Annotated in this window: 13 protein-coding genes; 10 read left to right on the plus strand and 3 right to left on the minus strand. The window is 39.6% G+C overall.

Annotation, left to right across the window (positions count from 1 at the left end; translation table 11 throughout):
• Window positions 1–185: 185 nt before the first annotated feature.
• Together ACTHPG_RS04435 and ACTHPG_RS04440 are read right to left on the minus strand one after the other, a co-directional pair.
• The gene (locus tag ACTHPG_RS04435; RefSeq protein ID WP_440387930.1) at window positions 186–1,034 is read right to left on the minus strand and encodes a DegV family protein; all 849 of its coding nucleotides are present in this window, start codon (window positions 1,032–1,034) and stop codon (window positions 186–188) included.
• A 107-nt stretch (window positions 1,035–1,141) separates the two neighbouring features.
• A complete protein-coding gene (locus ACTHPG_RS04440) occupies window positions 1,142–1,612 on the minus strand; it encodes a hypothetical protein (RefSeq protein WP_440387931.1) in 471 nt (156 codons plus the stop codon).
• 288 nt (window positions 1,613–1,900) lie between these two features.
• Here ACTHPG_RS04440 and ACTHPG_RS04445 point away from each other — a divergent pair, with 288 nt between their 5' ends.
• Complete coding sequence (locus tag ACTHPG_RS04445; RefSeq protein WP_440387932.1) at window positions 1,901–2,287, plus strand: DUF423 domain-containing protein; 387 nt, start codon at window positions 1,901–1,903, stop codon at window positions 2,285–2,287.
• Between the two features lie 134 nt (window positions 2,288–2,421).
• Here ACTHPG_RS04445 and ACTHPG_RS04450 read toward each other — a convergent pair whose 3' ends face one another.
• The gene (locus ACTHPG_RS04450; RefSeq protein WP_440387933.1) at window positions 2,422–3,000 is read right to left on the minus strand and encodes a hypothetical protein; all 579 of its coding nucleotides are present in this window, start codon (window positions 2,998–3,000) and stop codon (window positions 2,422–2,424) included.
• A gap of 269 nt (window positions 3,001–3,269) precedes the next feature.
• Between ACTHPG_RS04450 and ACTHPG_RS04455 the strand changes: the two genes are divergently transcribed.
• The 9 genes from ACTHPG_RS04455 (at window position 3,270) to ACTHPG_RS04495 (ending at window position 14,005) form a co-directional block, all read left to right on the plus strand.
• Window positions 3,270–6,005, plus strand: coding sequence for a hypothetical protein (locus ACTHPG_RS04455; RefSeq protein ID WP_440387934.1), 2,736 nt, complete (start codon window positions 3,270–3,272; stop codon window positions 6,003–6,005).
• A complete protein-coding gene (locus tag ACTHPG_RS04460) occupies window positions 5,986–6,744 on the plus strand; it encodes a hypothetical protein (RefSeq protein ID WP_440387935.1) in 759 nt (252 codons plus the stop codon). The genes ACTHPG_RS04455 and ACTHPG_RS04460 overlap by 20 nt, the downstream gene beginning before the upstream one ends.
• A gap of 146 nt (window positions 6,745–6,890) precedes the next feature.
• Window positions 6,891–7,652 carry a hypothetical protein gene (locus ACTHPG_RS04465; RefSeq protein WP_440387936.1) on the plus strand — a complete coding sequence of 254 codons (762 nt, stop codon included), beginning with the start codon at window positions 6,891–6,893 and terminating at the stop codon, window positions 7,650–7,652.
• A gap of 21 nt (window positions 7,653–7,673) precedes the next feature.
• The gene (locus ACTHPG_RS04470; RefSeq protein WP_440387937.1) at window positions 7,674–8,216 is read left to right on the plus strand and encodes a hypothetical protein; all 543 of its coding nucleotides are present in this window, start codon (window positions 7,674–7,676) and stop codon (window positions 8,214–8,216) included.
• Between the two features lie 12 nt (window positions 8,217–8,228).
• Complete coding sequence (locus ACTHPG_RS04475; protein WP_440387938.1) at window positions 8,229–8,900, plus strand: hypothetical protein; 672 nt, start codon at window positions 8,229–8,231, stop codon at window positions 8,898–8,900.
• A 29-nt stretch (window positions 8,901–8,929) separates the two neighbouring features.
• On the plus strand, window positions 8,930–9,502 hold the full coding sequence (locus ACTHPG_RS04480; RefSeq protein WP_440387939.1) for a hypothetical protein: 573 nt from the start codon (window positions 8,930–8,932) through the stop codon (window positions 9,500–9,502).
• Between the two features lie 4 nt (window positions 9,503–9,506).
• Entirely contained in the window at window positions 9,507–10,610 is a 1,104-nt protein-coding gene (locus ACTHPG_RS04485) for a discoidin domain-containing protein (RefSeq protein ID WP_440387940.1), read from the plus strand.
• Between the two features lie 3 nt (window positions 10,611–10,613).
• Entirely contained in the window at window positions 10,614–12,815 is a 2,202-nt protein-coding gene (locus ACTHPG_RS04490; RefSeq protein WP_440387941.1) for a hypothetical protein, read from the plus strand.
• A gap of 65 nt (window positions 12,816–12,880) precedes the next feature.
• Window positions 12,881–14,005, plus strand: coding sequence for a discoidin domain-containing protein (locus ACTHPG_RS04495; protein ID WP_440387942.1), 1,125 nt, complete (start codon window positions 12,881–12,883; stop codon window positions 14,003–14,005).
• Window positions 14,006–14,062: the final 57 nt, after the last annotated feature.

Raw genomic sequence — 14,062 nt, forward strand, 5'->3', positions numbered from 1 at the left:
CAATGGACCAAATGTAGGTCATTCAAAAGTGTAACAAAATATTAAAGGGCATCCTGAGCGATGAAGCTCGGAATGCCCTTTTTGGTTGTATCGTATAGATCGTATGCCAGTCCAAGTACTGGATGTAACCACGTAAAGTTCCAGAAGAAAAAATGGGGTCATATGATACGATATAGCGTGTAATACTATAAAACAGTGCTATAGATGATTCCAATCGTTTTCGGGCCGCAATGACTGCATACAACACATCCAGCAGTGGTCAGTTCAACTCGGGCACCCGTCTGCTCCTGTAAAGACTTCTGCAAGTCAAGCGCATCCTCTTCAGCCATGGTATGCACAACAATCAACAGCTCAGGATCAATCTGATCCTTCTGACTGAGTGTATTATTCAGCATTTGTTCCAGAGCTTTCTCCCGTTTTCCGCGCACTTTATAGGCTGGTGCCATCTTACCATCCGTAACCCGGATGACAGGACGGATCTTCAGCAGGCTGCCAATCAGGTTTTGCATACCTGAACAGCGTCCGCCTTTATGCAGATACTCCAGTGTATCGATGACAAACTCGGTGCGTACATTTGGTTTCATCGCTTCAATAAGGTTTGTAATCTGATTCAGCGTCTGACCTTTTTCGGCTGCATACACAGCTTTCATCACCATAAGAGCAATGCCTGATGAAAGATTCTTTGAGTCGATGACCGAAATACGACCTTCCGGGAACTCGGAACTCGCTAGTCGTGCATTTTGATAGGTAGAGGATAGTTCAGAAGATAAGCTGATATATAGAATCTCATCCCCTTGATCTATGTAAGGTTGAAATGCCGTCATGAAATCAGCGGGGGAAGGTGCAGCTGTTTTGGGAAGACGCCCGTTTTGGCTGACACGTTCATATAGCTGTTCAGGCTTAATCTCAGCACCGTCTTTCAGTGATTCATCACCGAACACCACATATAAGGGGATGATGCCGATATCGTGCTGCTGGATCCATTCTGGAGCCAGATCACTTGTGCTGTCCGCAAAAATTTTGATTCGTGACATGTCAATCTCCTTTGAAAAACAATGATTTTTAGAGAAAAATATAGATTATACTTATTTGCAGACCTATTCATTTTAATTATAAGGAAACATGAAGCTGATGCAAACCGTTACATCATGGTCATGCCTACCAAAATAAGTCCAACGAATAACAGAAGCATGATTCCATTTAATATGGTTCCGATTATGGCGAAAACTTTCTTTCGATTCTTGAGGACAAGACCAATAATTCCGAGGATGCCTCCAGCCAGATTGAGAATCAGGCCGACCAGAATGGCCAATGAAGCCAGAATCACTGCTGGATGCAAGGCGATCTCTTCTGCCTGTATCGGGGTGAGAACTCCGATGGAATCGTTGATAGCCATGGTGGCAATAAAGAATATCAGAATGTAGCCCAAGATGGCAACCAATCCGATGACAAAGCTGGCGATTCCTGGTCCGGAATGTTTCAGTGGTACAATCGGTTGCCTCTCGTGATCTGAAGGGTATGCATTATAACTGTTGTTATTGTATTGATCTGCATGCCCCTGGTTCTGATCACTGTTGTTATAACCTGAATTATAGGAATCGCGATTATCCATAATTGTAACTTGCCTCCCTTAATCATTGTATGAGTGTTATTAACCTAATCGATGAGTAGTGATCTTCTCTTAAATGCAACGATTACATACCTGTTTACTTTTCCATAAATACCGATAAAAATCAAGGATTTACGCTTGTTTTTCAACAATTTATAGGGTAAGGGTAAGGCTGTTAAGTACAAACAGACATATGATCTTGGAAGCCTCGCCCCGACTGGTAATGGAGGAGTGGATTCGCTACAATAATAGAAGTGAAGTGCAGTTGATGAAATAAGGGAGAGAACTTACATGCAACGAAGATGGATGATGCTTGGAGCTGTCATGACCATGCTATCGGTGGCGATCGGCGCGTTTGGTGCTCACATGCTCAAAGATACGATTGGGCCAGCTGCTATAGCTACATATGAGACGGGTGTTCAATATCACATGATTCATGCATTGGGCTTGCTCATTATTGGCTTGACGGCTGGTCAGCTTGGGGCATCGACGAAACTTAAGTGGGCAGCACGGTTGTTATTTATCGGAATTATCGTGTTTTCGGGTAGTTTATATGTGCTTAGTATTTCTGGTATTAAGATTCTGGGTGCAATTACACCGATTGGTGGGGTGGCCTTTATTGCCGGATGGTTGTTACTAGCATTCGATGTGTGGCAAAGAGGTAAGGATCGTTCCTGACGGGCAGACGGGAATGGTGTAGGGTACAATTCTGCGTTAACCAATGAACTTAAAAAGCAACTTGCGTTAGAATGTCCCGTCATTCTAACGCAAGTTGCTTTTTTTGCTTTTTTAAATGGTTTGGATTACTTAGGTTATAAAAACTCATCAATCTCATTGGTTCGGAACGAATATACTTGTTTTTCATCCACATGATAGATGCTCACCACACTGGTATCCCGATCAAAATTTAAAATACGGCAAGGAATGCTCTGATGTTTACCATTCTTGTTATTCACAACAATCCGGGTAAGTCGATTTTCTTTGATGAGCGTGTCAATCCATGCATCAAACGAGTTTCCATCGGAAACATTGGATGTTTGGGAAGAGGCTTTTTTCTCATTAGCAGGTGTCTCTTGCTTGTTCTGTGTTTTGGCTGGAGCAGGTGAGGTAGGTGTCTGAGTTGCAGTGGACGCCTTCTGTGCTGCGCTCACTTGTGATTTTTTACGTTCATTGTGAAGTGTGATGAAAGAGTCCTTCTTGGACTGGAGTGTTGCTTCAATAATTTTGCCTAGCTCTATGCCGGATTGAATCCGAAAGTCCGCAATTTGTTCCTCTTTGTTTATGAACTCCAACAGGGACTGCAGTGCCAATGCATTTGAGCGGCTCTTAATAAGTATATCGACATTAAATAAAAAGCCGATTTCCTCTTGATTGGATAAGGTTTCTTTCATTCATCCCAGCCCCGTTTAAAGATATGTCAGCTTAAAAAAACGCTTCAATCCACTATATCATTAAAAATGAAATTATCATAGTGTTAGAGGCGCAGAAATATGTCGATTCGAAATGAATCAACTCCCAGTGTGCCCTTTAATTTCTATCCATCTTAGAACAAATATTCTTCCTTTTTCATCCCCTGATCATCCTCTTTACCTGCGTCAGTCGTGCGGGTCTAATCTATAATTTATTTAATCAGGACAGGAAGCGACAGGGGGAATCGGGAATGGGCAATTCATATCAGGATCGATTGAGATACGTTTATAAAATTACATCTTCCAGAATTAGAAAAGCGAATTATGATCTGCATCTTACTTATCACGAAGCAACAGTAAATGGAGAAGTGGCATCTATTGGCAACCATCAAGTGTTTCGTTTTATTGATCGTATTCGAGGTTACAGGGAGAGGGAACAAGATCTGGCTAGAATCAAGCTGGAGATCCAACAATTAAAGGCCTTGAAAACCAATGCTGAACATAAAAGAATGATGAAGAAACTGCATGAAGAACTGAATAATCTGAAATTTGACGATGATTATTTGCTGGTAGTCATTGAAAACAATAAAGACTATGACAGACTCAATTCATCAAAGGCCTTCTCCATCAACGGCAAGAAATACAAGCGTCTATTGGCTACAACAGGTGGAGCCAAAAGTTCGACGGTCATCTATGTGAGTGAAGATATTCACCCGCTTTTGGAGAAAAGATTGAATAACGGCAGAGATCCGAAGAAGGAGCTCATTCCTGCCAAACTGGAGGCATACAAGGCCTTGGCTTGTAGTACCAGCACACCTGTGTCACATCCCGAACGTGTATTGGTTGTTCAAGATTGCATAACAGAATTTGGCGCGAACATCATTCAGATTGATGATACCGAAACAGAGTACCCTCGCATTGAGAGCAGAAAAAATGAGCTTATTCAGATGAATATGAGTGACGGATTCGGTCTTATCTCTCCTTCACTTAGTGAACGATGGGCAACCGAGCTGGGGCATGCATATATCCCGAGTGGATTTTGTATACGTAATAGCTTCTGTAAAGGGATGGTATTTACATTTAATTATCATGAATTTGCAGATCAAGTTGCAGGCAAGTATATGGTGGATGATGCCTGGGGTAACCCTGTGGATATTCGAGAAGTAGACTTAATTCTGACAACGTCCATGCTCAAATTATGGAGCTCGTACAACAGTATTGACGATTACCTGTTGTGTTGCGGGTATTATGGCTACACATTCAGCGTAACGAAGGTTACACCCGAAGAATTGGAGGATGAGCGTCATTTAAACTACCAGTTCATTCAATCGCTTCAATTGGATGATAACGAGATTGGTGAACTCATTCGTCCCACTATTGACTCGATCACAGATGTACTGGGTGAGGACCATCGCAAGGCACTGTTATTTCTCAAAGGAATTCATATTCATGAGAATGACTACAGAAATAGTCCGGATGATTATATTAAAGGGCTGATGGTAGACCCGCGACTTATAGATGATCCTTTTGTGCGAAGCAAAATTCATTCCTTAATACGTAAGCGAATGAACGAAGCAAAGATCGGAGTTCTGAGAGTCAAAGGCAATTTCAGCATCATATCTGGCGATCCCTATACATTGTGTCAGAGCATATTTGGTTTGCCTTTAACAGGATTGCTGAGTTCAGGTGAGTTCTACTCGAGATATTGGAATGAACGCCATGTGGACAGCGTGGCTTGCTTCAGAGCTCCAATGACTTGTCATAATAATATCAAGGTACTTCGTTTCCGGAATACGGATGAAATGCAACATTGGTATCGCTATATGAAGACAGTCACGATCTTAAATTCATGGGATACGACCACGCATTCTCTGAATGGTGCAGATATGGATAGTGATCAGATCTTAACTACGGATAACAAAACGATTCTTGGGGCAATTCAGGAACTAGATGCGATTGTGTGTGTACAGAAAACCTCTGCCAAAAAAATTCCCAATGAAAAAGATCTGATCCAGGCCAATAAAGACAGTTTCGGTGACCTGATCGGTTTCACAACGAACAAAATCACATCCATGTTTGATGTATTAGCCAATTATGAGGAGCACAGTGCAGAATATCAGGAAATGATGTATCGAATTCAGTGTGGTCAGCATTATCAACAAAATGCCATTGACCAGGCCAAAGGGATTGAATGTAAAAAGATGCCGAAGCACTGGTATGATATTCGCGCTGCGTTGACGGACGAGTCTTCCTTGAAAATGGTTGCGCACAAAAAGCCTTATTTTTTCATATACAATGACCCGGAGCAGAAAAAAGAATATACCACCTATGTAGAAAAAACGAGTCAGAAGTGCTTGCAGTTATTTGGCATGACTGTTGGTGAATTGTATTCGAAGAAGGAGTTATCTCCAGAGCAGAAAAAGTTTTTGGCACAGTATGAACAGAGAATGCCTGTGTCTACGGCTCCTTCTGTGATGAACCGGTTATGCCATCAAGTGGAAGAGGAGTTTAACAAGTTAAAACATAAACAGACCCATAGTTCGTTTGACCATACGATATTAAAGAGTACCAAGAAATACTCCCAAGCTCGTTATAAAGAGATTCAACGATTATATCAGATGCATAACGAAGAACTACGTAGCTATATGATCAATTTGCGCAAGAGTAAAGTGAAAAAGGAAGAAAGATCAGCCCGATGGCAGTTGTTTGTTTCACGTTTCAAGGAGCAGGCGCTGGAGATCTGCAATAACGAAGAAGATCTATGCAATATGATTGTGGACATGTGTTATAGAAATGCGGAGAAGTCCAAGCAATTTGTGTGGGATGTCTCGGGGGATCAGATTATTCGCAATCTATTGCTCAGCAATGATCACATCATCCATTATCCGGTTAGAGACCCGGAGGGCGATATGGAATACGCGGGAAGAAAGTTTAAAATGGCCCAAATGCATATGAAGGAGCAACGTTTTGAAAATCATTCTGAATGAACGCCATCATGCTGAACAGGCCATTGTACATGGGAAAATGGATAAGAAAACAACCAAAACGTTGATTTGTTTAGCTAAGTATTGGCTTGAGCAGGGGAAGAACACTGAAGATGTGTATGCGTTGTTAAATCAGTTTATGACCGAATACTATCCAGACTACAATGCTCTCCAGTGGGAGACATTTCTCAATCGGATCATTAAGCAGTTTCAGAAGTACATCCAGCTAAGGGAGGAGACCAACAAGAGCACACTCATCGAGATCAATCAAGTACCTGTAATGTACGAAGAACTTCAAAAGATCAAACAACTCAAAAGTAAACGACTGGAGAAGTTGGCCTTTGTTTTACTGGTCTACAGCAAGATTAACAATCGAATCAATGAAAATGATACGTACTGGATTAATAATGAATGGAAAGAAATCTACAGCGATACCCAAATGGCAGTAAGCAAAAAAGATCAGGGGTTATTGGTGCACAAACTTATTCAGTTAGGGTATCTCAAAGAAAGTAATCGCGTAGATTCGACTAATGTACAGGTTTTGTTCGCTGTGGAGCATGGTGAGGTCGCCTTCCAGTTAGTTCGCTTCGATGACTTTGTGTTGGAGTACTCCCGCTGGAAAGGAGAAAATATTAAAAATTGTACCGTTTGCGGGAAACGGATGCTGGCAAGATCGAATCGTATGAAATACTGCAAGGAATGTAAAAAAACCGTCACTAATCCCATTAGAAAACTTCTCTAAAGCTAGACACAGCAATGCTTCACATGGTTGTTCAAGAATTTCTTTAATGATAAGCCAGAGGCAGGTTTCCTAGTTATGGGGGAGGTATCAACTTGGGAACCGTCTTGTAAAGTAAATATGCTACATAACGCTTAGGTAGGTGAATTATGTCAAATGGGATAACTTTAGCACATGTAGAGTCTTTAATTAGAGAAGCGGTGAAACATAGTGGTCCGGGACAGCCCGGAGAAACTGGCGAAACTGAACTAGCCATCAAACGTGCATTGGAGGCAGCTAGTGAAGCCTTACATGCTGCCGGAAAAGCAAAAGAGGCTTATCAGACGACTCGGCTTGTGTACCAGAGTCCAGTTGCTGATTCTGAGGAGTTAAGTACGCTGTACCCTTCTCCTGAGATAGGCTGGACGGTACAGACGTATAAGGATGGCAAGCGATATCGTTATGATGGGAAGACATGGGTAGAGATTGATGTATTTGGCCAAAACCTTCAGGTAGTTAATTCCAATATGGATGGGCTCATGAGTACAGCTGAACATCTGAAATTAAATGAGATTCCGCTGGAAGTACAGGATCGCGTTTTGGTCTTTTGCAAAGAATCAAGGGTGTACCCGGAAGTGCTGGGGATTCTAGCACCCTTTCCATTCGACGGCGAGATTTTGCATGTAAAGGGCTACTGTGGAGTTTCAGGAGATATTGCAACAGAAATAAGAATTGAACGATCCAAAGATCTTGTTCACTGGCAGGATGTGATGGGGAGTTCACTGAAGTTTGAAGCACTTCAACATCAAGATGACGGTGAGGCTACATTTGAGATGAAAAAAGTGGAGGCTGGGGATATCTTCAGAATCAATATCATCGAAGCAGCTTCAAACATTCAACATCTTACGATTCAATTAACAATCAGAACATAAAATCAAAGGAGATGGATTATAATGACACAACCAATTATTTCATGGATGGATGCTACACATAATAATGAGATCAGTACACCGTTCGACTACAAGGTTATTGATGCGGATAGCAAGAGTGATATTTTTATTTTCAATGTATGGAACAATAAGAATGGTGCTTCCGACGTATCTAAAATGGAAGATTGCACGATTACTACAAGAGATATGACTGGTGGTACTGGTGACACGGAGGCTCATGATGTAGAAGTGGTGAAGAATAACTGGTTCCACGTTCAGGTTGACTCCTTGGGGGAAACAGATCTGGAAGAAGAAAGTTCACGTATTGGCAAGGATTTCTCCAAACCCATCGGAACAACAGGCAAGACAACCAAAGATCACACCGGAACCGCTTATGCAACACCATTTGCACCTGGGCCGAAAGAAATTTTGGGCGTGAGTAACAATGGAAATCCTCAAGATGCCGCCGGTAACTATGTAACCTTATCCATTCAATGTGTAGTACCGCTGAACGCAAAAAGTGGCAAACAACAGTTCAAGAAACGTATTTCCTACCGTTACGTGTAAAAAGAAACAATCATGTGGACAGGCTATTGCAGCCTGTCCTTTTTATTAAAAGGAGGAAATCCTGTGATTCTAGGTAATAGACAATTTACGCGTTCCCCTGTATCTCAAGCTTACATCTGGATTGCTGATTACTATGATGGTACTCATTTAAGCGAATTTGATTTGCAGACACAACAAGCAAACAGTTTTTATACAATTAACAAGGATAAGTTGGTCTCTTTCGGATTAATCGGGCAAGGATCTCACGTGTATCACAATGTTGCCAACGGTGTGTTTCACATCAATGCCGATCGGTACTCTGTATCTTACGTATGTGAGGATCAAGAATACCCGTTAACAGGGAGGACCTTTCTGTACAGTGATATCATTCAATTCAAGAATGTTACTTCAGATGTGAACATGAGTGGGCACTCAGGTCCTGGGAGTTCAGGGGCTTTCAATAATACGATTGAATGCTTTAACTTCGGTTACAAAAAAATGATGAATTTGAATGATGTGCAGATTAACTTTCAATGTGTGTGTTCCCTGCCGCTCAGCGGAAATGCTTTTCTCCAAATTAAAATCACCTCAGATCAGAACCTGCCAGGAGAATTGGTTATTCGTAAAAATGGATTTGTCATAGATCAAATTGTAGCCCCGTTAAAGGCAAATCATGCTGGAATCATAAACTGGGACATTCGTTGAGATTTTGAGATGAGATAGGTGGTGGGAATATGGCGATTCAAGAAATTGCACTGGAGATAGATGTATCGGTTGGTGTTTTTCAAGATACGGTAGTTGAGGATCAAAAGTTGAAATTAAGAGTGTTGAGCCAAGATGCGGACGGAAATTCAATCTATCCAGCTAATGGATCTTGGGAGTCCACTCCTATTCGGATTCAGGATAAGATCGCTTCATTTAAAGGTGTGGCTGCAAAGGTAGATGTTACGGGGGGCGCAGCATACAAGATTTACTGGACTACATCTGAGGATGGCTTTGAATGGGGGGCGTATGAGGAAATCGTAGCAGATGTAACTGCTCCTAAATCTCCAGCAAAGTATGCGAAGGTGAAAATTGAGATTGTTGCTGAGAAAGAATATTCGAACTTTTACATAGACGATTTTAACCAGAAGGATAAATACAGTAATCCTTTTATTGAAGGTGACTCGGGTTCAATAGGCTTAAAGAAAATATATCAATTGAACATGGAACGTGGCGGAGACACTCCAACAGGAATAGTGTTAAGACAGAAGGTTGAGAATACGAAATTTAAGAAAGTAGATAGAATTAGAGTGAGTAAGGGGTGATTTTATGTCAGTTCCAGCCACGACGGGGCAGTTGAGAGAAAACATAGGAGATATGGAGATCGGAGACTATATTGCATGTAGTGCTATACGTTTAGCAACAATAAACGCATCAACAGCATTTTATGATCTTGGTTATCCCAATTCTAATGAAGTACCTTTGACTGGATTTGATGCAACCACTCAACAAACTGGAGTTTTTTATCTTGTCAAAGTTAATAAAGGCATTCTTGTGGCTGACCGAGTTGTGTTTAATATGGTTAGTTGGGACGCTCTTAATACAAGAGGGTTGATAGAAGGTTTCGCGGATTGGAATCCATTTGTTTTAACTCCAAAGATGACTAGCAATATTGCTCCTTATGGAGAAGCAAGTGCAAGTTCAGAGGTAAGTGCAACAAAACAAGCGTATCAAGCATTTGATCAACTTTATAGTGGGAATAAGTTTTGGCAAGCTAGTCAAGAGACAGGATGGATTCAATATAGATTTCCAGAAGGAAAAAGAGTGTCTAAGTACAGTTTGACTGGAATCGATATAGGACAATTTTCATTGCAGATCAACCCTAAAGATTGGACATTCGAAGGTTCGAATGATGGTTCTAATTGGACGTTGTTGGATACAAGAGTGGGTGAAAGTTTTACAACATTACAGAAAAAAAAATATACCTTTAGCAATACCCAAAAATTTACACACTACCGTTTGAATATTACTAAAAACAATGGCCTGAATAACTATGTTGCCATTACTGAATTAGAATTAATGGATAATATAGTGGGAACATTTCGAAGTCTTACAGGTGGTATTTCATTTGCCGATGAAAGTAGAAATTTAAGTAAAACTAATAAGGGATACGGGGCTTGGCCTACGATTAATGAATGGGACACTTATATTGCTAATTTTCCTGTGAATAAGATCAAAACCGGAAAAATTCTAGATGATATTTTTCACTTTAGTACGATATATACGTTAGCCAAAGAGACAAATCTCAATGCTCCAAACACATGGAGAACAGTTAGGGGATATACTACTTCTGATTTTATTTCTATCACTACCTCTTCAACAAGTCATGTTAATTATGGGTTTCGTCCAGTATATGAATATAAGGAGGTGTAGATTGTGGCGACAGTAGGAGATATTTTAACAGCACCAGATGTTGGATGGAAGAGAATTGAAGAAAATAACCCTAGTATAACTTATGTAGGAAGTTGGAGTAGACAGACTAATTCTTCTGCTTCATCTGGATACTATCAAAGAATGACAAGTCCAAATGGTTCATTTAAATTCAGTTTTTTCGGTGAGAGATTAAGAATATTGGTTGCAACATTTTATGTTTCTGAAAAAATAAGAGTTAGACTTGATGAAGTGGAAACTGTATTAGATATGCCAACTCCAACCTCAGATAGAAAGCAAGTAATATTTTTTGAAAAACTTAATTTAACGAAAAAAACTCATACCCTCGAGGTCATCTGCGACCATCCTGACAACACACAGCACGATTTTTATTTAGATGCAATTGATGTTGCAGTCGAAGTAGGGGATCAATTATCTGTACCAGATGTAGGATGGAAAAGGTATGACAATGATACAGCTATTAAATATTCAAACCATTTTTGGAAAAGTGCAACCGCGAACGCTTCTAATTATGGTGTTGCTGGATTATATACAGCAGATGATGATGCTAAAATTCAATTTTTGTTTAGAGGAACAAAAATAAGAGTTATTCAGAGAACATATAGTGATGAGAGAACGGTGAATATATCGATAGATGGAGTGAAAGAAAGTTTTGAACCTAAATCTTGGGGGAACAACTATCAAATTTTAGTATATGAAAAACAAGGGCTGTCTGATGAAATTCATAAAGTTGAATTTACCTTCGTTAATGATAATACAAACAGTGCAGGATTTGATGCAATTGATATTGACTATAATGGTCGCTTATTCCATCCAGATGAAGTAACAAATATTGCTGAACTTGAGATTGGTAAGCGTATCAGATGCAATTATGCTGCAACTATTTCTGGTGCATTTGGAGTTTTTAAGAATATAGGTGCTGAGACTGATTCTCTAATTCCAACAAGCGTCACTTTACCTGCTGTTCAAAAGGGCGATTTTTACTTTATTATGGCAGATGAGTATAACGGAAAGAAGATTTTAATCGCAGATAGAAATATTCAAAATACCATATCATGGGATACTTTGAATAGTAACGGTTTAGTTTCTGGTGTCACGTTAGACATGAATCATGAAGGCTACAGTTTCACCTTTCGATTACTCACAGGCGGTATTAATTCTGCTGATGTCGATAATGAGTGGAACAAACACATTGTAAATTCTACTCTCAATGGATCGATAGTAGCAGGGGATAATAACGTATGGGGATGGAGTACAGCTTACAGCTGGACATCAACAACCATAGCCAATAACTCAGCCAATCGAATACGCAGAGGAAGAAGTACCGCTGTTCTTGTTGGATCAGTTGCATCTTCTACAGCAGATTTAATAAATGGGTTCAGACCATTAGTAGAACTAGAAACTTTGCCAATGTTTAAATCGTTCGTTAATCATAAAGGATCGTATAAAAGATTTGAAGCTGGAACTCCTGAATTACCTGAAAGACATGCATCCATTGATAGCGTTCCACCAATGACATCTAGCAATACGCCATCTGGATTTGCAAGTGCGAGTGGGTACTTCTCAACATCTGAAGCTTGGCAAGCTTTTAGCGATAAACCTTCGGGTAGTATGGTTTGGATAAGTAATGCAAGAACTGGGTGGATTTGCTATAGATTTGATGTACCTATTGTCATAACCAAATACACTATATTACCCCCATCAGATAATACTTCTGCCCTCACAAGAAGTCCAAAAGACTGGATTTTGGAAGCTAGCAATGATAGCACAAACGGTTCTGATGGAACATGGGTTACACTTGACATTGTAACAGGCACTACAGGTTGGGAAATGGATAAAAAGAAAGAGTTCACTTTCTCCAATATTAACAGTTATATTTCCTATCGGATCAGAGTTACGCTAAATAGCGGAGATTCATCATACGTTTCAATTTGGCAAATTGAGCTAATGGAAGGAATATTATCTGTTCCTGCAATTCCTTCAATGTGGAATACAATTTCAGCTACTTTACCATCAGAAGATACTTTTATTAATGATGGAATGGACGATTTATCAGTTCTAGATAGGAAAAAAGAAGATTTCATTCAGAATATGACTGCCAATGGATCAATAGGATCAGGCAAGCTATTCAAAGGAAGTATGGATCTGAAAAAATATTCTGAAATAACAAGTGTAAATGTGAAGTAGAGCTTGGATGCGCTACTTCTTTTTGTTTATAGAAGAATAATTTTGATTAGAAAGGGGATGGTTAAATGGCAGTTGGGGAAATATTGGCTAATCCAGCTACAGGATTCTTGCGTATTGATGAACGTGATGTAAACATTAATTATTCAAATATAGGTACACAATCAACTAATTCCAATAACCATGGAGGAACCTATTCAACAATTCAAACTAATACAGAAATTAAATTTAATTTTGTAGGAAGTTCTATTAAGTTAATTGGTGGTTCTATAAGCAGCGCACTTTCATTTAAGATGTTTATTGATTCAGAGCAAGATGGAAAAACTTATACCTGTCCAGTTAACAACACACATAAAGTAGTGTTTTTTGAAATAGCCGGACTCAGAGATAGTGAACATTCTATTATAATCAAGGATTTTAGTGTGACTTTCAGAATGGATGCTATAGACATTCTTATGGGTAAAAGTTTAATGCCCTATAGAATAACGATTCAAAATAAAATCTTACTTTCATCAGGTGATAAATATTATTCTCTATTGAATGATGGCATACAAGAAACGACGTCTATACCTAAAATGACTAGCAGTACCACTCCAGAAGGAGAAGTGCTTGTGAGTAATTCGCCTAATGGTAATGCAACTTTCGGATGGGAAGCATTTGATGGTGGATTAAGTACTAATTGGGGAGGGAATACTCTTCCTGGCACTATGCCAAAGTGGATAGGGTATAAATTCATAAAACCAAAAGTGATAGTAAAGTATAGGCTTTATGTTACCAATACAACTTATTATCCTCGTAACTATGAATTCCAAGGAAGTAATGATGGTATTAACTATGACACTCTTCACTCAATTGTTGGAGGGGCTAGTGGTGTATTGGATTACATTATTCCGAACAGAAAATCTTATATATATTATAGGCTCTATATCACTTCGCTCAGCTCAGGTTCAACTCTTCCTTCTGTATACGAACTTGAAATGTTTGAAATGAAACCATCTTATCTAGTTCAAATGGAATCTGCAACCGAATCGAGTTTTTTGGATCGAGGTGTTGAAGATATAAATGACTTCAATCAAATTTTAAAAACAAAGAAAAATCTAATAAGATTAACTACTATGCTTGGGTCAGGTAAAACCTTTGAACACATAATTCAAATGTCAAAACGCCGAGTAGATAAAATTACTCTAGGTTAATCGAGAACACCTCAATACGATGTGTTCTGTTTATTTTGGGAAGGAGATGCTCCATTT

This window comes from Paenibacillus sp. SAF-068 (genome assembly GCF_051967555.1).
Classification (GTDB): Bacteria; Bacillota; Bacilli; order Paenibacillales; family Paenibacillaceae; genus Paenibacillus.

Coding starts and splice junctions, on each gene's coding strand:
- ACTHPG_RS04475 (WP_440387938.1), top strand. CDS start 8,229: ATGTGGACAGGCTATTGCAGCCTGTCCTTTTTATTAAAAGGAGGAAAT.
- ACTHPG_RS04465 (WP_440387936.1), top strand. CDS start 6,891: ATGTCAAATGGGATAACTTTAGCACATGTAGAGTCTTTAATTAGAGAA.
- ACTHPG_RS04435 (WP_440387930.1), bottom strand. CDS start 1,034: ATGTCACGAATCAAAATTTTTGCGGACAGCACAAGTGATCTGGCTCCA.
- ACTHPG_RS04455 (WP_440387934.1), top strand. CDS start 3,270: ATGGGCAATTCATATCAGGATCGATTGAGATACGTTTATAAAATTACA.
- ACTHPG_RS04450 (WP_440387933.1), bottom strand. CDS start 3,000: ATGAAAGAAACCTTATCCAATCAAGAGGAAATCGGCTTTTTATTTAAT.
- ACTHPG_RS04495 (WP_440387942.1), top strand. CDS start 12,881: ATGGCAGTTGGGGAAATATTGGCTAATCCAGCTACAGGATTCTTGCGT.
- ACTHPG_RS04480 (WP_440387939.1), top strand. CDS start 8,930: ATGGCGATTCAAGAAATTGCACTGGAGATAGATGTATCGGTTGGTGTT.
- ACTHPG_RS04470 (WP_440387937.1), top strand. CDS start 7,674: ATGACACAACCAATTATTTCATGGATGGATGCTACACATAATAATGAG.
- ACTHPG_RS04445 (WP_440387932.1), top strand. CDS start 1,901: ATGCAACGAAGATGGATGATGCTTGGAGCTGTCATGACCATGCTATCG.
- ACTHPG_RS04485 (WP_440387940.1), top strand. CDS start 9,507: ATGTCAGTTCCAGCCACGACGGGGCAGTTGAGAGAAAACATAGGAGAT.
- ACTHPG_RS04440 (WP_440387931.1), bottom strand. CDS start 1,612: ATGGATAATCGCGATTCCTATAATTCAGGTTATAACAACAGTGATCAG.